The sequence below is a fragment of the Gracilibacillus caseinilyticus genome (assembly GCF_022919115.1).
GTDB lineage: Bacteria > Bacillota > Bacilli > Bacillales > Amphibacillaceae > Gracilibacillus > Gracilibacillus caseinilyticus.
In genome coordinates this window covers 2683797-2701155 of sequence record NZ_CP095072.1, presented here as the reverse complement: position 1 = coordinate 2701155, position 17359 = coordinate 2683797, and the positions used below count along the sequence as shown (strand labels likewise).

The window sequence follows — 17359 nt, the reverse complement described above, 5'->3', positions numbered from 1 at the left end:
TAAATAAAGCCAAGTGTCCAATGACACTTGGCTTTATAGTGATTCCGATTGGGTTAAAACGTAAATACTGCTATTAAAAAATGCCCTTATCAATATGAATGTAAAAAAGACACCACTTTACCTAATAGTGATGGTTGCTACAGGAATCCCTGAAGTTATTTATTTCCATTTCATAATAATTTCATTTTAGTCCTTACCACTATTGAACAAGTGTGACTTGTAAATAGAAATGGTAAGGACTGAACACAATGTGAGAAGGGAGGGACACTCCCTTAGATGGTATTGTAACATATTGAATAGAAAATACCTAAAACTAACGTGGCAGTTAGGAAAAATATCCAATGTATAACTAAAAAAATTAAACTAATAATAAGTATGTACCATTTTATAAAAGGAGGCGAAATAATTGAATGCTTTACAACGTGTCGCTTTAGCACTAGTAATTATAGGAGCTATAAACTGGGGGTTAATTGGATTATTTCAGTTTGATTTAGTTGCATCTATATTCGGAGGACAAGATGCTGCACTATCAAGAGTTATCTATACTTTGGTAGGGATTGGTGCATTATGCTGCTTACCTTTATTGTTTGCTCCAACAGCAGATGAAGAAAGCTCAGCCGTTGAGAGGAATAGAAATTTACAGTATTCTACTGAGATAGCAGAGGAAACTGATCCGTCAAAATTCAACAATGAAAAAGAGAAATAATCGTTATTTGTTTGGACCGATTTTCTTGTCGGTCCTTAATTAATTAAAAGCCCACCACATTTGTGGCATACTTACGCCACGTCATTGGTAAACCTGGTTAAAAACCCAAACTTGTTAGTGAGTTTGGGGCACGGAAAAGTCTCTAAACTTTAGATATCTACTCTCATGTTCTGCCAGATATGCATTAGCAAACAGCAGAAAATTTTTCAAACCTTTTTACGTAGCCAAAATGGGGTCAATAGCCATGGAATAAAAAATACCAAGAGCTAAAACCCTTGGTATTACAATGATTCCGATTGGGCTCGAACCAACGACCTCTACCCTGTCAAGGTAGCGCTCTCCCAGCTGAGCTACGGAATCATGATATAAAATTAGCAGGTAATTAATAATATAAGAAAGAATGAACAATCTGTCAATAATATTTCAATAAATTCGTCTATTTATTTTCAGTTCCTATCTAATGTTCTTCTCTAATATCCACTTCTGCCTATCAAAAAACATATCTTCGCAAATTGATGATCATTGATCAAGTAACAAAGTTTTTCCTTTACCGAAAACGCTCTCAACCCTTTCCTACCAATGTTACACCTCCTTAACATCCGTCATAATACTAGCTAATTTTACCAAAAAACCAACATTATCCAATTAATTAAGAATTGGTAAACTTTTCCCCCCTGTTATAGTAACCATTTTCATCATTGGAAAAAATATCATGGCGAAACTTTATATTACATCTGCTAATCTATTAACTAGTAATTCAGGAGGGAAACATATGAAAATTAAAATAAAAATGTTCATAAGTAGTTTACTAGTTGTCACTGGTTTAACGGTACTGCCTGGCTTTGCAGATGCCTACACCGTCAAAAAAGAAGACACGTTCTGGAAAATAGCACAGAACTATAATGTATCTACTAATGAATTAATGAGTGTCAACAATTACTCTTCATCTATGCTTTATCCTGGTGCGGAGTTGACAAATACCAACCGGTGTTTCAGAAAAAGAATTCGATTTATTAGCGCGCCTGGTACATGCAGAGGCACAAGGTGAGCCATACGCTGGTAAAGTAGCCGTGGCGACCGTTGTGTTAAACCGTGTCGATCACACTGATTTTCCAAACACAATTACAGGAGTCATCAATGAGACTTATTCAAATGGTGTGATTCACGCATTCAGTCCAGTAGCAAACGGTGAAATTAATAAAGAAGCCGACAGCGAATCTATTCGTGCTGTGAAAGAGGCAATTGCATTCCGTGGCCAAGGCCAAGGATCGATCTACTTCTATAATCCGAACACAGCACAAAGCGATTGGATTTTCTCACGTGAAACTACTGTTACAATTGGTAATCACGTCTTTGCGAAATAAGAAAAGCGCAAGTTGCCCGTCTAGAAAACGGCATCAACTGAGAGAAAGGAATCACTGTGAGCAAGTAATTTCGATAAAAAAGAACCGGTTCTGCCGGTTCTTTTTTGTACGTTTGAAAAATATAAAATTTTAGCGATGAAGAAGATTGACGTAGTGAAAATTTAGCATGTACGAAGTATAAGAAAACTAAGGCTTTCGCGAGTACTTTGTGATAAGCCAATTTTTTCTAATTATTTCAATACTTTTTCATATACTTTTTTGGGGATTGCTATTTCCTGATTTCCGGAGACATATGGCGCAATCTCATACTGTTGGAACACAAGTGTAATACCATCATCCGTGAAATAAAAAGCTGTTTCATTGGACAGTTTAATATCACCTTTTTCTAAATCAGGATAAAAGATATCCGGGCGTTCTATGGCATACTCCCAGACGAAATCCCGAACTGCTTTGACTTGTTCTTCTTTCGTCAGGATATCCGTCAGAAAGACACGTTTTTCTTTACTAACATCAAAATTGAACGACTCGACCACGGTATTACCGTGTGCACCACCGCTAAACATGTAATTACTCGTCAAAATACTGAGCAATGGAGATTGGTTGTATTTCACTTCATAATCGGTCTGATATTCTCCAGGGAAATCATGTTGCGCTGCTTCCTCTTCATTTTCCTTTAATTCATTATAGGAAGCGGTAATATAATTTTGAAAAATTTTATTGATCTTATGCTCCATCTTAACGTTTGCTACTTCAGAGACTTTCGGATATTTTAAGGCTGCCATCTCCTCATATAATTCATCCGATACTGTTGCGGTTTGATTTGCGGCTAAAACAGACAAGCTAATGAGCGGCATCATCAAGCAAATCGTTAAAATTACTAAACCTTTCTTCAATTCACTCACACCTTTTTTTCTTAGTTTGGATAGAATAGAACGAATCATACATGTCGTTTTGAATATTTTAGGATTTGACGGTACTATCTATTCTTGCTTTTATGTTAAAATATGCACATGTAAGGAGGCGATATCATGGGACGCAAAGGATCCATGGATTCAGCTAATATCGAAAGTACCTATTTAAATGAAGAAATCGAAGTGAAATGGTACCTCCCCGAAGGTTTTACACCATTTCAAGATTATCAATTGTGCGTGATGCAGGATGGTGAAGATTATTTTCGCATAGGCCGTGTAGCAACGCTTAGTGATCTGCTGCATGAAGAAATGGAAATTGAACCGACTATCTTTGTCGGCATTCATTATCATGATAAATATGATCGTAAGGAAAAGTATCATCCAGACGGCAAACAGCAGCACGATTACATCGCTTTTCTCGTCAAAGAAGCGATCCCTTATGTGGAAGAAACACTACATATCACACCTGCAAAAAGAATTTTAATGGGTGATTCACTCGCGGGTACATTAGCATTTATGGTAGCGAGTCAATTCCCGAGTACGTTCCACGCAGCGATTATGCAATCACCTTATATGAATGAGCGTGTATTGCAACAAGCGGACAAAGTACCGGCAGGATCGCAGCTAGAGTTATATCAATCAATTGGACTTGATGAAACAGAGGTAGATACTACAACAGGAGAGATTTCTGATTTCCTGGCACCGAATCGTTCCTTTCATAATGCCTTAAAAAACAAACTTTCTGTTTATCATTATGAAGAATTTAATGGCAATCATACTTGGACATACTGGCAAAAGGATTTAAAAAAGATATTAATCACCATGTTATAAGGAGAAAAAGAATGGATATTAAAATTGTCGAGACTGAAAAAGAATTAAAAGATGCTTATAATGTACGTTATACCGTTTTCGTACAAGAACAAAATGTGGCTGAAGAACTGGAAATCGATGATTTAGAAGAGGAAGCGATCCATTTCGTCGGTTATTCCGATGGTCAGGCCATTGCAGCAAGCAGAATGCGCTTCGTTGATGGCTATGGCAAAATGGAACGGATTTGTGTTATGAAAGAAGCGCGCGGATTAGGTTATGGAAGGGATATTCTTATACACATGGAAGGTGTAGCGAAGGAAAAAGGCTTTAATAAATCAAAGTTAAATGCCCAAACACGTGCTGAAGGTTTTTACCAAGGCCTTGGCTACCAAACCATATCAGGTGAATTCCTCGATGCAGGAATCCCCCATGTTACCATGACAAAATCATTATAAGCTTCAAGCAGTCTGCTGAGCAGACTGCTTTTTATATGCGATAAATTGCTTGTTGCTAGTATGCAGTGAACGCTTTTTGTCTATCCTAGTAAAAAATAATGTAAAGATAGGAGAAGACTATGCTTTTTGGTTCAATTTTTGTAGAGACATTATTTGGTTTTGTAATGTTGTTTATCTTAGCCAAAGTACTTGGAAAGACCCAAATTAAACAACTGACTGCCTTTGATTTTATCTCTGCACTTATTCTTGGGGAACTTGTCGGAAATGCGTTATATGACGATCAGGTTGGGATTAAGGATATTGGCTTTGCTGTTTTATTATGGGGAACCTTATTATACGTAACAGAGTTAATTACACAACGATACAAAAAAACAAGGTCCATGTTAGAAGGTCGACCTTCGATTATCATTCATAAAGGAAAATTACAGCGAGAAGAAATGAAAAAAGGCAAATTGGATATTAATCAATTGCTACATTTGTTACGATCTAAGGATACCTTCTCTGTACAGGAAGTGGACTATGCCATTTTAGAAACCGATGGTACCGTTTCTGTACTAAAAAAAACTGCCTATCAGCAGCCTACACGACATGAATTAAACCTACCCATAGAGGAAGTGGTGTTGCCATTCATGCTAATTAACGATGGCGAAATTATCTGGGACAGCCTAGAAGAAATTGGAAAAGATGAAGCGTGGTTAGAACAGGAACTAAAAAAACAAGAGATAGCATCAGTGAAAGAAGTATTTTATGCAGAATATTCACGGGAACGGCCTTTGTATATTCAGGGTTACTAATATTTCATCAAAAAAACATCTGTTTTAAGTGAAAGACATGCCTGAAGCTTTTTGCTTCAGGCATTTTGTTGTATGTGTTGAACTAATCTTGCACATACGTTTGGTGATTCTTATAATACTCGCTTCCGCTGAAGTCTGATCATCTTCATGCGTTTGACGATCACTTGTACTCGATTTCGTCTGAAGTCCAGTCATCATAGTGCGTTCGGCGACCTCTTGCAACTCGCTTTCGCCTGAAATCCGGTCATCTTCATGCATCCAACTATGCCTTTATCAAGCCTTTCAAAATATAGACGTTTCAGCATCTGCTAATAGCAACTATTCAAACTAATCATTCAGGTATAATCTATAAAAAAAGTGCAGCCAGCGTATGTAAATGCTGGCTACACTTTTGCTTGAAAATGTCTGCCTTTTCCTGTGACTTGTGCATAAATATGCGCTTTGGGCTTTGATTCAGGCTGCTGATTTATGACAAGACGATAATGGCTTCGCTGTGTTGAAGAAGGTAACACTTCCTCTTTTCTTGTTTGGGACTCCTCATATGATGTATCATGCTGGATCGGATACACTTTCTCTATAGGAAACGGGTCACGCTTAACTTTTGTCACACGCTGCTGGTATTGCTGATATTGATAATTTTCTACCGGCATAATATAACCCATTCTGCATCCCTCCATCACATGTTTCTATTGATATACCCCTTTTACCGTTAATTAATCCTATTTTTATACAAATAAGCAAAACAGATAGCCTTCAAGCATTAAAGCTATCTGTTTTATGCTTATATCCAAGAAAATGGTGGACGATCGTTATCATCCTTGTGATCTTTATGATCATCATGATCGTGATGTTCTTCTCTTTCTTCCACCACATCATCTACCTCATGATGGTCATCCTCTACTGAACGAGGGCCAAAGAAAGGATCGTGACGGCGGGTTGGTTCGATACGAACGTTATCCGCTTTGATCACTAAATCTTTCACATAAATTACTTTCTTTTTTTCTGACACGTTCTCCACTCCTTATTTATATATGAACTAACTCGTTTGCCAATGAACACTATATCTTATGCATTTGACCTATATAAGTGTTTATTAAAATCCAACTAAATTAATTTCTTGTATTTGTTCTAACGGGACAGAAACGGGTTGGGATTTATTCACAACCTTTAAAACAACCATGTCATTCTGAAAACCTTCAATTAACCCAGTGTATTTTCGTCTTTCTGTTACAATTTGGCATTTGTTTTTTGGAACATGAAATGGCATATCGGCAAAATATATAACTTTTTCTTTGACATCCATATCTTTAAATTTCTTTTTCTCCATAGTAGGTGCTGGTGTTTCTACTTCTTGTTTTTGTCGTTTCTTTGCAGGTTTTATTTGTTTTGGTTGTTTCTTAGATGGTTGCTTTGGTTTATTGTAATTTGTTGAATGATAAGCCGATTGCATGGACCGCCTTGGTTCCGCATGGTTTGGTTGTGCAATATACATTCTCGGTATTTCTCGATTAGAATTGTTCGATTCCAAAAGTATTTCCTCCTTTACTTGCTGCTAATGTATGTATATGTTAACTGCCTAATCGTTGTGAGCAAAAAATTAAAGGCTTTTTTTCAAAACCGAGACACTCGTCTATACGCATACGTTCCTATGACATAGATTATTAGTGTTAACGAAATCTTTTTTCTGAAGGAGTGTCAGATAATGGGTAAAAATTGCCATGATGAAGTAAGTGTAGCTGGAAAAAGCTGTGTACTTGATGTAGTTCTTGCAATCGACGAAGCACAAGACAATGTAGTTGACAACCATTGTGATATTAGCTGTTCACAATCAATTCGTGACTTAGTATCCCCAGCAACAGCAAATGGGTTAGATACAGTACCTTTCATTCTATATGATAAAAAAGGTAAACCTTTCAAAGGGTACGGTGCTGAAGTGAAATCTCACGGCGGTCCTGCTCGTTTCGAGTGCTTTAGCAGCTTTATCTTCCGGGTGAACGATGTAGATGAAGACACAGGTTGTGCTGTACTAGAACTATTAGTGTTCGATGATGATGAGCATGCTTGTGGTGATCCATGTGAACAACTAGACAACGAACAAGTTTCTGATTTAGAACGTACTGGAATTTGCATCACTGTTGACTTGAATTGTTTCTGTGCGATTACTTGCTTACCAGCAGTATCAGTACTTTAATACTACCCCCTTCCAAACCTAATCAGGTTTGGAAGGTTTTTTTTGTAAAATTAGGATTAAAGCCTTTACATTTAGAAAAATAATGCGTATTTCGTGATTTTTGGAATACTACCCATTAGAATAGGGTAAGGTAAATTGTGCACTCATACACAAAACTATATATAGAAGGGACAGGATATTTGAATGCATAAAGTATCTAAAGTATTTTACATTTCACTCGCAATTTCAATTGTCTTTATTGCATGGGGGCTTATTCCTAAGGATGTGTTACCCGAAACAAATCTGAACACGGTAACAACCAACATACAAGGATTTCTAGTTAGTCGATTTGGCTGGTTTTATTTACTAGTAACAACCGGCTTTTTAATTTTCGCTATCTTTTTAATTGTTTCGAAATACGGAAATATTGTTCTTGGTAAAGATGGAGACAAGCCTGAATATAACTATCTGACTTGGTTCGGGATGTTATTCAGTGCTGGAATGGGTATTGGTCTTGTGTTCTGGGGTGCAGCAGAACCGGTTTGGCACTATCATGATCCACCTTACCCTACCGATACAGATGCAGCGGCTGCTCGTGTCGCAATGCAGCACAGTTTTTTCCACTGGGGACTCCATCCGTGGGCAGTCTATGCAACATTAGCCATGGCTTTAGCCTATTTCCAATTTAGAAAGGATGAACCAGGGTTAATCAGCAGTACGTTAAAACCTTTATTCGGAAAAAATATGAACGGTGGTTTTGGTACAACAATCAATGTCATTGCCGTATTTGCAACCGTATTTGGTGTTGCAACGTCATTAGGACTGGGTGCACAACAAATTGGCAGTGGTATTGAATTTGTTACAGGTAATGTCACGAATACCGTTGGCTTACAATTAATCATTATTGCAGTTGTCACGGTATTGTACATGCTATCCGCTTTAACAGGTTTGAATAAAGGGATAAAAATACTGAGTACAACAAATATTGTAATAGCCATTTTACTCATGTTCTTCCTATTGTTTACAGGTCCAACTAACTTTATTATGAACTTCTTTACAACAACGCTAGGATCTTATATTTCCAACCTGCCGGAAATGAGCTTCCGTATGGCACCATTTAATCAAGATAATGCGGATTGGCTGGAAAACTGGACAATTTTCTATTGGGCTTGGTGGATTGCATGGGCACCGTTTGTAGGTATGTTTATCGCACGTGTATCACGCGGACGTACAGTTCGTGAGTTTGTAGTTGGTGTCTTATTAGTACCAACGATTTTTGGTGCGCTTTGGTTCAGTGTGTTTGGCGGTTCCGCTATTCACTTAGAGATGAACGAAGGTATCGATATTTATAATATTATGAATGAGTCTGGTTCCGAAGCTGCTTTATTTACAGTACTAGAAAACTTCCCACTAACTGCGGTAATGGCTGTATTAGCCGTGTTGTTAATCAGCACATTCTTTATTACATCAGCTGACTCAGCAACGTTCGTTCTTGGTATGCAAACGACGAATGGAGATCTGAACCCGAATGTTTCTGTAAAAGTGGCATGGGGTATCGTTCAGTCTGGTACTGCTGCTGTGTTATTATGGCAAGGTGGACTAGGAGCATTGCAGACTGCCTCGATTATCGCCGCATTCCCATTTGCGATTATAATGATCATGATTGTGTTTGCGCTAATTAAGGCGTTTAAAGAAGAAGGAAGAACATATGCCCTTAAAAGACGAAGAAGAGAAGAAGGTTAAGTAGAAAGGCTATCCCGGGGTTAGGGATAGCCTTTTTCAGTCAATAAACCGCTGTCTGTCTTCAGGTTTGGGTATCATACATGCCTCTTTTTTTCCGAACCATTTGTAACGGTTTTTCGCAATGATCTGATATAGAAAATCCCGTATTGGTTTCGGTATTATTAAAAATATGCGAGCAAAACGATAAACACCTGACAATTGTTTTGCTATATTTAATGCGGCAGTAGATTTTGTGTAGACTTGATCGTTATCAATAAGAATCAAGCTGTCGATATCCTCCGGGACATGATATTTTTGTACAAGTTCCTGCCCCACTTCACTCTGTAACGAGGCAAAATGTAATTTCCGATCAGGATCTCGTTGTATTATAAATTGCACACTGCTGGAGCAAAAGTTACAAACGCCATCAAATAGAATAATTCGCTTCATAGGAACACCTCTTTCTTCTATTTTACCATCCTTTGGGTTGAATACTCAAAAAAATGGCAGATAGAAAGTAATCCACTTATATACCATTCCTGAGTTTGTCCACGAAAATATTATAAAGATTCCAGAGCAATCCATAGGAAAAGTCAGGCTTAAGCCTGTATAAAACTACCTATAATACGGATTATGCTGCTTAGTGGAATTTTGAAATGATTCATTTGCTACGATACCACTCCGGCCAACCACTGCTGCCTTGCACTGCTGCTATTTGTTGATCCAACAAACATTGTAGAACTTCCCTTAAGCGTAGGAAATAAGCGGAGACTTCGCATGCGTCAGCGCGAGCTGAAGATCCACTTTGTCTGTGCTTGTGTCTTCTATTCGATTCTGCCATTCACTTGCTTTTTTTCCATATAAAAAACCTCCGCTCAAATGCGGAGGTTTTCAGTTGCATCTATACATATTCCAGAAGCTGTTGTAATTCATCTACATATTCAGATGAACCTGTGACGATCAGGCGATCATTTAGCCGAAGCTCAGTATCACCGTGTGGAACGATTGAATCGTTGCCTCGGAAGATCCGGACCATGATAACATCACCGGTGAATGGGAACTCTCTCAACACCGTGCCCTCATAACCTGCATTGTTCATGTTAATTTCATACAACTGGCTGTCTTGTTCCGTGAAAATGTTGACAACATGCGGTGATTCAATCAATGCTTTTAATAATGTTTTCGATGATAATAAAATGGAGAAAACATCGACACCGATCTCCTTCAACCTTTTTTCCATTGTCGGATTTTCCACTCTGGCGATAACTCTTTCCACGCCTAGCCTTTTTGCATAAGTTGCGATTTCCTCATTCTTTTCTAGGTTACCAGTCGTGACAACCACGATATCATGTTGAAAGACACCGGCCATCTCCAGCGTATCAAAATCATAATTATCAAGCTCATTAATCTCGAAGATCGATCTGCTTTTGCTGTCGTCCAAATTCTCCTGCTTCGTATGGAATAAATGGGGTTCGAAGTCTTTTGGATCCAGTTCTCGCAATACTGGTATCGTTGCCTGATTGATACCAATGAAAGAGACGGACTGCTGATAATTTGCTTCCTCTTCATTCACGTAATATTTCTTAAAGAAGGCTGGTGTAATAATACAGGATAGAACAGCAACTAACACGAGAGCGCCGTTCATTTCAGTAGTTATGATGCCTAGTCGCTCCCCGATCGTTCCAGCCGCAATTACAAGCGATAACGTTGACGTTAAGAGCATACTGGATGCGATCACTGTCTTGGTGTCATACCATTTTTTCAACAGGAACACAGGAATAACTTTTGATAGTAATAACGCAAAGAACAGTAGCGGAATTAACACTAATATCTTCGGTTCTCCGAATAAAGCTTTCAAGTCCAAATCGACGCCGACCATCACGAAGAAAATCGGAATCAGAAAGCCATAACCAAAACTGTCCAATTTCTGTACTAATTCTTGATTTGGAGCTAATAACGACACTAACGCACCAGCCAAGAAAGCACCTAGGATATTCTCAGCTCCAACGCTCTCAGACAATGCCACAAGGAAGATAATCAGCGTGAATACAGCTCTTGTACCGATCTGAATTGTACCTTTCGACATTGCTTCAATAAACGACTGGTTCCTGAAATATTTCCCAACGAAATAAAGGAGGACACCAACACCGAACAATAATAGTAATAGCCACATGTTCCCGGACTCATCTCCATAGAAAGAAACAAAAATAGCTAATAAAATCATCGTTGCTAAATCAGCTATAACGGCAATCAGCAGAATCGTCTGTCCAACGGTTGTCTGCATAGCTTGCGCTTCTTTTAACGTTGGAACGACAACACCTAATGAAATAGTAGAAATAATTAACGTCATTAAATAAATATTGTCGATAAAACCAAACAATACAAACAAATAGGATAGACCAAAAGATAATATTAATATACCGATAAATATGATAGTGGCCAATTTGACTGGATTTGGCATATTTTTCGAACCATTTTGTTTACGCCACTTTTTCGAGAATATGGTAAAGTCAATTTCCAAACCACTTAGGAACATAAGAAAAATAAACCCTAGTGTAGACAATGTTTCCAGCCAGTCACTGTTTTCCACTAGATTAAAACCACTATGGCCAATAATTAAGCCGACGATGATCTCTGCTACAACAACAGGAATCATCTTCAATCGGAACCGATGCAACAGAATTGGTGTTAAAAAGGCTGCAATAATAACGATGACGAGTGAACTTACTGATTCTCCGTGCATGTGCAGTCCCCCTCTCTATAATAAAAAGTTCATAAAGGTCGTTGCTAAACCAAAATAAATAAAAATCGAGATGACATCATTTAATGTAGTGATGAATGGCCCCGAGGCAACTGCCGGGTCAATTTTAAAACGGTCCATTACAAGTGGAATAAATGCACCGGAAATAGTCGCCACCAGCAAGGTTGCCATGATGGAGATACCTACTAGCATCCCCAAATAAAAATCATGATACCACAATGCAATTAATAGCGTAATAATCACTCCACATGAAACACCAGTAATCAAGCCGGTCTTAGCTTCTTGCCAGATTACTGCTGCTTTTCCTTTTTTATTCATATCTCCTGTCGAAATACTTCTTACAGCAACTGCCAGAGCTTGCGTCCCGGTATTACCAGCCATGCCGGCAATCAGTGGAATGAATACGGCCAAAATCGGATCCTGCGCAAGCGTTGCTTCAAAGCGACCGATCAGACTTGCTGTTAACATGCCTAAAAATAGCAGGATGACGAGCCAGGGTAATCTTTTTTTTGCAGAAGAGATTGCTGTATCCCCACTACTTTCTACATCCGAGATACCGGCAAGCTTGGAGTAGTCATCGCTCGCTTCTTCCTCCATAACGTCCATGATATCATCAACTGTAATAATACCCAGTAAATGCTCTTGAAAGTCAACAACAGGCAAGGCAAGGAAATCATAATCGCGCATCATTTGTGCTATTTCTTCCTGATCTTCGCCAACAGGCACAGATACTACTCGATCACTCATGACTTCCTCAATCAGCCAATCTCCCTCTGCGATAATTAAATCTCGTAATGAGATAACACCGACTAATTTTTTATAGGAATTGACAACATATATATAGTAGATCGTCTCTGCATCCGGAGCCTCTTTACGCAAATGTCGCATCGCATCTTTAACAGTCATGGTCGTATGTATCACGACGAATTCCGTCGTCATAATACTCCCCGCTGTTTTTTCTTCATAATGGAGAAGCTCTTTAATCTCTTCAGAAGATCGCTTGTCCATGATAGTCAAAAAGCTTGCGACCTTGTTCTTATCTAATTCATTTAATATATCTACCGCATCATCTGTAGACATGTGCTCTAATATTTTGGCGGCAAATGCCGGAACCATTTCAATAATGAAATCAGATACGATGTCTTGATCGACCTGCTCGATAACTTCTGCCATCTCTTCTGGAGATAAATAGGAATAGATTAAGAAGCGGATGTCTTCGTTTTGTTCCTCAAATATTTTGGCTTGATCATACGGATGTAATTCTAAATATTCAGCCCGAAATTGATCAATTTGTTCATTGATGAGGGTTTCCTGAATCTTTTTCCACATTTCCATACGTTCTTGCTGCTCTAAATGTTCCATTAGTCCGCCTCCTATCACCTTTTGACATAATTTTATGAAGATGTTAAAAGAATAACATATCTCGTAAAAAAATACGCAGATTTTACACATTCTTATTATCAAAAAATGATACAATATCGAAAGAATTGATATATTTTTATTCTCAAAAAATCATTTTTCCACTATACTAGATGTGGACTAAATTTTTCAAGAAAGAAAGGTTTAACAGAATATGCCTGAACAGAATGCAAATGCAAAACTAGATTACTCGCTTATTTTTATCGTGATTATTTTCGGAATTATAAGTGTTTTCACTTTATATACGTTAGATCCTTATTTAAGTTTAAAAGGTGCTGACTATGACAACCTGTTTATCAAACAAATGGTATGGTATATTGCAGGATCTATGCTAATCGCTGTTATTATGATGTTTGATTATGACCGTTTACGCCAAGTCTCCTGGATCCTCTATGGATTAGGGATTTTGGCATTACTTATGCTCTTCTTCCATTTTCCACCTGGAATTGCAAGAGAAGTAAATGGCGCTTGGGGCTGGTTTTCTATTCCCGGATTTGGTACCTTGCAACCTGCCGAGTTTATGAAAGTGTTTTTGATTATATTTCAAGCACACATCATGGTAGCCCACAATGAAAAATATCCGGTACATACAGTCAAAATGGATCTATGGCTACTGTGTAAAATGGCAGCTGCCGCACTAGTACCGATTTTTTTCCTGACACAGCAGCCTGACTATGGTGGTGTATTGGTGTTGGCATCGATCACAGCCTGTATGTTGTTAGTCTCAGGAATCAAATGGCGAATTATTCTTACAATTGTCGGTTCTGGTGTCATCATGGTAGTGACAGTCCTGTTTATTTACCTTAATTTCACGGAAGCCGTCAACCAATTCTTGTATGACAAGGATTTAGGCCATATTGTCGACCGGCTCCAAGGCTGGTTATTCCCAGATCAATTCAGCCAGGAAGGTGCCTACCAAACCTTGACGGCGATGCTTGCTATTGCATCTGGCCAGTTATCTGGGAAAGGAATCGGAACATTTGAAAAAGCGACCGATATTCCGGAATATCAGACGGATTATATTTTTTCCACCATTGCTGAACAATTTGGTTTCTTTGGTGCAAGCATGTTGATTTTAATATATTTTTTATTAATATACCGGTTAATTTTTATTGCACTCAAAAGTAAAGATCCATTCGCCAGTTATATGGTGACAGGGATTATCGGTATGTTTACGTATCAGGTGTTCCAAAATATCGGCATGTCGATTCAATTATTACCTGTTACGGGCTTGCCATTACCATTTATCAGCTATGGGGGAAGCTCAACACTGACCTATTTAATGGCAATAGGAATTGTCTTAAATGTTTTCTTCCGTATAAAAACCTATATGTTTGACGAATCTTAACTATATACAATAGCAATAATAGACTGGGGTTTTGGTTATGAAATTAGATATCATCGGGGATATTCACGGCTGTTATCATGAGCTGATGGACCTGTTGGATCAGCTCGGTTATCACGTAGAAAAAAATAACCACGTTCACCATCCAGATGGACGACGTATCGCTTTTGTCGGCGATTTAACCGATCGGGGTCCGCAATCGATTGAAGTGATACGCTTTGTATATCAACTGGTTCATGTACAAAAAATTGCCTATTATGTGCCTGGCAACCATTGCAATAAATTATACCGTTATTTTCTTGGCAATAACGTCTCGCATCAGCATGGGCTCGAGACAACAGTTGCCGAATATCAGCAGTTGCCAGCTGATGAACAGGCAGAAGTGAAAAAAATGATGATGACACTCTATGAGCATGCACCTCTTTATCAAAAGATCGATGAGCTGGACGTTGTCATTGCACATGCCGGTATACCAGAAAAATATATTGGCAGGGACGATAAGAAAGTGAAAACCTTCGTACTATATGGCGATATAACAGGTGAAAAACATCCCGACGGACGGCCTGTAAGAAGAGATTGGGCCCAGAACTATCAAGGAGAACGCTGGGTTGTGTATGGTCATACTCCCGTATTAGAACCACGTTTCGTTCATAAAACCGTTAATATTGATACGGGCTGCGTTTTCGGCAACAAATTGTCCGCATTTCGCCTTCCAGAAGAAACAACCGTCAGCGTGCCAGCAAGCATGCCATTTGTAGAAGAAAAATTCCGATATTAATAATAAGCGGTTGGCTGGTCCATATTTTGACGTGATGCATGACGTTGGAATATGGGCTTGTTTAGTACGGTTTAAGCGAAGAACTGACAATTAAGTGATGATCTTATTTTTCGATACAAATCTCTGGTTGTTGCTTTGACTTTTGTTTCCTTTCCCTAGCTTTGGATACAAATCTCGATCGAGAGTCCCGATTTTGTGTCGCTCAGCAACTGTGGCGACAGAAAGTATATAGGAGTGTGAATATATAATCACTTTCACATCGGTTGAAAATAGAGTATTTTGTAAGAAGTTAATTTTGTCAACAGCATAAAAAAAGCCGAATATAACGTAAATTGTCATCAAACAACATTCACGTTATATTCGGCTTTTATTGTGACAAGGACACTTTTATCCCCATTCCTTCGTTTATTGCTTTTTCAATGATTCCCATGTCCTCTCCAGCTCATCAGCTAAAGGTATCTCGAATTGCAGACGTTCTCTTGTCATTGGGTGATGAAAGCCCAGTTGGTGACAATGTAACGCTTGTCGATCTAGAAAGGTCGTATCACCTTGATATAAGCTATCTCCAATGAGCGGATGACCAACTGCAGAGAAATGGACACGGATTTGATGGGTTCTGCCTGTCTCCAGACGAACTTCTACTAATGAAACATCATCCTGTTCCTCTAACACTTGATAATGAGTGATCGCCCGCTTGCCAGATGGGGATACAACACGCCGAATGATTGAATCTGGTGCGCGGTCAATCGCTAAATCCAACGTCCCTTTCTTGTCCTCCATTATCCCGGATACAATGGCCTGATAACGACGATTTACCGTTCCCTCATGTTGATCACGGAATAAAACAGAATGACTGTGCCGGTGTTTTGCAATTAATAATAATCCCGAAGTATCACGGTCCAGTCTTGTTACGACATGGACCGTATACGGCAGTTGTTCTTGATCATAATGAAAGATAACCGCATTGGATAAGGTATGTTGTGGGTGATGATAGGACGGCATCGTAGCGATGTAAGCCTGCTTATTGACGACTAATACATCGTCATCTTCATACACAATATCAAGCGGAAGAGGTTCCGGCTTTAACAATTCACTTCTCGTTTCCGGTGGGAAGATCACTTCAACGTTATCTCCCTCAGAAAGGATATGCCGTACGTTAACTTCCTGATTGTTAACGAATAATTTACCACCACGAAATTTCACAGCAGTAAGCGTTCGTCGTGAAATCCCTCTTGCCTGATGTAAATAGTCACGTAATAACGCTTCATGATAGTCTTGATCTACTTTCCATTTCACTTTGTTCCACCTACATTTATATCAAGTTGTTTCATCCGAAATGAAGGAGTCATGCACCCTTTTCCAAAAAGGAAATGCTCGAAAACGTGCAAATCGTATTTTCTCATCTGACACGCGACATTCGATCCGATCAATATTGTCATATTCTTCAGTGCGATGATCCACTGTAATCATAAATTTTCGATTGTGATAGATCGGTAATAATTCACAAATATGATGTTTTGGCAAAATTAACGGAGATCCAATCGTCCGGTAGACCCGGTTATTAATGGATGCCATCTCGGTAATCTGCAAAGCGTTTAAAGATGGGTGTAAAATAGCTCCCCCCAGCGCTTTATTGTATGCTGTACTGCCTGACGGTGTCGATACACAAAGGCCATCCCCGCGAAAACGTTCAAAATGCGCACCTTTTATATGGACATCCATTGCCACTGTTCCATCAGCACACTTAACCGACACCTCATTTAATGCTAAAAAAGAGGTATAGGATTCATCACCAATTGGATGTATTTTGACATCCAACAGAGGATATTCCACCACTTCAAAAGGTTTTTTCGCTATTTCTATAATTAATTTCTCTACTTCTTCCGGTACCCAGTCCGCATAAAAACCAAGATGCCCCGTATGGACACCGATAAATGCCGTATCCTGCAATCGATGCCTATATGTATGAAATGCTTCTAGAAAAGTACCATCACCACCTACAGAAATAACTAGTTCAGGTTTTTCTTCATCATATTCAAGAGAGAAATCATTTAAATATTGTTTCATCCTAGCTTTGATTACTTCGGATTTATTATCATCGCGTGAAAGTATTGCAAAACGCAC

General features: G+C 38.7%; 17 protein-coding genes, 1 tRNA gene and 1 pseudogene. 9 read left to right on the top strand and 10 right to left on the bottom strand.

Annotated features, from left to right (window positions below; genetic code table 11):
* Positions 1 to 406: 406 nt before the first annotated feature.
* On the top strand, positions 407 to 706 hold the full coding sequence (locus MUN88_RS12740; RefSeq protein ID WP_244715604.1) for a DUF378 domain-containing protein: 300 nt from the start codon (positions 407 to 409) through the stop codon (positions 704 to 706).
* A gap of 287 nt (positions 707 to 993) precedes the next feature.
* On the opposite strand, the gene MUN88_RS12735 is transcribed toward MUN88_RS12740, so the two are convergent.
* Positions 994 to 1066 (bottom strand) — tRNA-Val (locus MUN88_RS12735).
* Positions 1067 to 1478: 412 nt separating this feature from the next.
* Here MUN88_RS12735 and MUN88_RS12730 point away from each other — a divergent pair.
* Positions 1479 to 2070, top strand: a pseudogene (locus tag MUN88_RS12730) (cell wall hydrolase).
* Between the two features lie 230 nt (positions 2071 to 2300).
* Here the strand turns inward: MUN88_RS12730 and MUN88_RS12725 are convergent.
* Positions 2301 to 2972 (bottom strand): DUF3298 and DUF4163 domain-containing protein, encoded by a 672-nt coding sequence (locus tag MUN88_RS12725; protein WP_244715602.1) that lies wholly within the window; start codon positions 2970 to 2972, stop codon positions 2301 to 2303.
* 126 nt (positions 2973 to 3098) lie between these two features.
* On the opposite strand from MUN88_RS12725, the gene MUN88_RS12720 reads away from it, so the two are divergent.
* The 3 genes from MUN88_RS12720 to MUN88_RS12710 all read left to right on the top strand — a co-directional run bounded on the left by MUN88_RS12720 (position 3099) and on the right by MUN88_RS12710 (position 5040).
* Positions 3099 to 3812, top strand: a complete 714-nt coding sequence (locus MUN88_RS12720; protein WP_244715600.1) for an alpha/beta hydrolase — start codon at positions 3099 to 3101, stop codon at positions 3810 to 3812.
* Between the two features lie 11 nt (positions 3813 to 3823).
* The gene (locus MUN88_RS12715) at positions 3824 to 4246 is read left to right on the top strand and encodes a GNAT family N-acetyltransferase (protein ID WP_244715598.1); all 423 of its coding nucleotides are present in this window, start codon (positions 3824 to 3826) and stop codon (positions 4244 to 4246) included.
* Positions 4247 to 4365: 119 nt separating this feature from the next.
* Complete coding sequence (locus MUN88_RS12710) at positions 4366 to 5040, top strand: DUF421 domain-containing protein (RefSeq protein WP_244715596.1); 675 nt, start codon at positions 4366 to 4368, stop codon at positions 5038 to 5040.
* Positions 5041 to 5423: 383 nt separating this feature from the next.
* On the opposite strand, the gene MUN88_RS12705 is transcribed toward MUN88_RS12710, so the two are convergent.
* The 3 genes from MUN88_RS12705 to MUN88_RS12695 form a co-directional block, all read right to left on the bottom strand.
* The gene (locus MUN88_RS12705; RefSeq protein ID WP_244715594.1) at positions 5424 to 5702 is read right to left on the bottom strand and encodes a hypothetical protein; all 279 of its coding nucleotides are present in this window, start codon (positions 5700 to 5702) and stop codon (positions 5424 to 5426) included.
* 119 nt (positions 5703 to 5821) lie between these two features.
* Positions 5822 to 6049 carry a hypothetical protein gene (locus MUN88_RS12700; protein WP_244715592.1) on the bottom strand — a complete coding sequence of 76 codons (228 nt, stop codon included), beginning with the start codon at positions 6047 to 6049 and terminating at the stop codon, positions 5822 to 5824.
* Between the two features lie 84 nt (positions 6050 to 6133).
* Positions 6134 to 6568 carry a CotO family spore coat protein gene (locus MUN88_RS12695; RefSeq protein ID WP_244715590.1) on the bottom strand — a complete coding sequence of 145 codons (435 nt, stop codon included), beginning with the start codon at positions 6566 to 6568 and terminating at the stop codon, positions 6134 to 6136.
* Between the two features lie 174 nt (positions 6569 to 6742).
* Between MUN88_RS12695 and MUN88_RS12690 the strand changes: the two genes are divergently transcribed.
* Together MUN88_RS12690 and MUN88_RS12685 are read left to right on the top strand one after the other, a co-directional pair.
* The gene (locus MUN88_RS12690) at positions 6743 to 7231 is read left to right on the top strand and encodes a CotY/CotZ family spore coat protein (protein ID WP_244715588.1); all 489 of its coding nucleotides are present in this window, start codon (positions 6743 to 6745) and stop codon (positions 7229 to 7231) included.
* 183 nt (positions 7232 to 7414) lie between these two features.
* Positions 7415 to 8953 (top strand): glycine betaine uptake BCCT transporter, encoded by a 1539-nt coding sequence (locus MUN88_RS12685; RefSeq protein ID WP_244715586.1) that lies wholly within the window; start codon positions 7415 to 7417, stop codon positions 8951 to 8953.
* Positions 8954 to 8989: 36 nt separating this feature from the next.
* Here the strand turns inward: MUN88_RS12685 and MUN88_RS12680 are convergent, their stop codons facing one another.
* The 3 genes from MUN88_RS12680 to mgtE form a co-directional block, all read right to left on the bottom strand.
* Positions 8990 to 9382 carry a thiol-disulfide oxidoreductase DCC family protein gene (locus MUN88_RS12680; protein WP_244715584.1) on the bottom strand — a complete coding sequence of 131 codons (393 nt, stop codon included), beginning with the start codon at positions 9380 to 9382 and terminating at the stop codon, positions 8990 to 8992.
* A gap of 451 nt (positions 9383 to 9833) precedes the next feature.
* Positions 9834 to 11675 carry a monovalent cation:proton antiporter family protein gene (locus tag MUN88_RS12675; protein WP_244715582.1) on the bottom strand — a complete coding sequence of 614 codons (1842 nt, stop codon included), beginning with the start codon at positions 11673 to 11675 and terminating at the stop codon, positions 9834 to 9836.
* 15 nt (positions 11676 to 11690) lie between these two features.
* The gene (mgtE, locus tag MUN88_RS12670) at positions 11691 to 13055 is read right to left on the bottom strand and encodes a magnesium transporter (RefSeq protein ID WP_244715580.1); all 1365 of its coding nucleotides are present in this window, start codon (positions 13053 to 13055) and stop codon (positions 11691 to 11693) included.
* Positions 13056 to 13266: 211 nt separating this feature from the next.
* Here mgtE and MUN88_RS12665 point away from each other — a divergent pair, with 211 nt between their 5' ends.
* Together MUN88_RS12665 and prpE are read left to right on the top strand one after the other, a co-directional pair.
* Entirely contained in the window at positions 13267 to 14460 is a 1194-nt protein-coding gene (locus MUN88_RS12665; protein ID WP_244715578.1) for an FtsW/RodA/SpoVE family cell cycle protein, read from the top strand.
* Between the two features lie 37 nt (positions 14461 to 14497).
* A complete protein-coding gene (gene prpE, locus MUN88_RS12660) occupies positions 14498 to 15235 on the top strand; it encodes a bis(5'-nucleosyl)-tetraphosphatase PrpE (RefSeq protein ID WP_244715576.1) in 738 nt (245 codons plus the stop codon).
* 405 nt (positions 15236 to 15640) lie between these two features.
* On the opposite strand, the gene MUN88_RS12655 is transcribed toward prpE, so the two are convergent.
* Both MUN88_RS12655 and MUN88_RS12650 read right to left on the bottom strand, forming a co-directional pair.
* Entirely contained in the window at positions 15641 to 16531 is an 891-nt protein-coding gene (locus MUN88_RS12655) for an RluA family pseudouridine synthase (RefSeq protein WP_244715574.1), read from the bottom strand.
* A gap of 21 nt (positions 16532 to 16552) precedes the next feature.
* Positions 16553 to 17359 (bottom strand): NAD kinase, encoded by an 807-nt coding sequence (locus MUN88_RS12650; protein ID WP_244715572.1) that lies wholly within the window; start codon positions 17357 to 17359, stop codon positions 16553 to 16555.

Excerpts from the sequence above, each read along its gene's own strand:
- MUN88_RS12680 (WP_244715584.1), bottom strand. The coding sequence starts at position 9,382 with ATGAAGCGAATTATTCTATTTGATGGCGTTTGTAACTTTTGCTCCAGC.
- MUN88_RS12690 (WP_244715588.1), top strand. The coding sequence starts at position 6,743 with ATGGGTAAAAATTGCCATGATGAAGTAAGTGTAGCTGGAAAAAGCTGT.
- MUN88_RS12720 (WP_244715600.1), top strand. The coding sequence starts at position 3,099 with ATGGGACGCAAAGGATCCATGGATTCAGCTAATATCGAAAGTACCTAT.
- MUN88_RS12675 (WP_244715582.1), bottom strand. The coding sequence starts at position 11,675 with ATGCACGGAGAATCAGTAAGTTCACTCGTCATCGTTATTATTGCAGCC.
- MUN88_RS12665 (WP_244715578.1), top strand. The coding sequence starts at position 13,267 with ATGCCTGAACAGAATGCAAATGCAAAACTAGATTACTCGCTTATTTTT.
- MUN88_RS12710 (WP_244715596.1), top strand. The coding sequence starts at position 4,366 with ATGCTTTTTGGTTCAATTTTTGTAGAGACATTATTTGGTTTTGTAATG.
- MUN88_RS12705 (WP_244715594.1), bottom strand. The coding sequence starts at position 5,702 with ATGGGTTATATTATGCCGGTAGAAAATTATCAATATCAGCAATACCAG.
- mgtE (WP_244715580.1), bottom strand. The coding sequence starts at position 13,055 with ATGGAACATTTAGAGCAGCAAGAACGTATGGAAATGTGGAAAAAGATT.
- MUN88_RS12715 (WP_244715598.1), top strand. The coding sequence starts at position 3,824 with ATGGATATTAAAATTGTCGAGACTGAAAAAGAATTAAAAGATGCTTAT.
- prpE (WP_244715576.1), top strand. The coding sequence starts at position 14,498 with ATGAAATTAGATATCATCGGGGATATTCACGGCTGTTATCATGAGCTG.
- MUN88_RS12685 (WP_244715586.1), top strand. The coding sequence starts at position 7,415 with ATGCATAAAGTATCTAAAGTATTTTACATTTCACTCGCAATTTCAATT.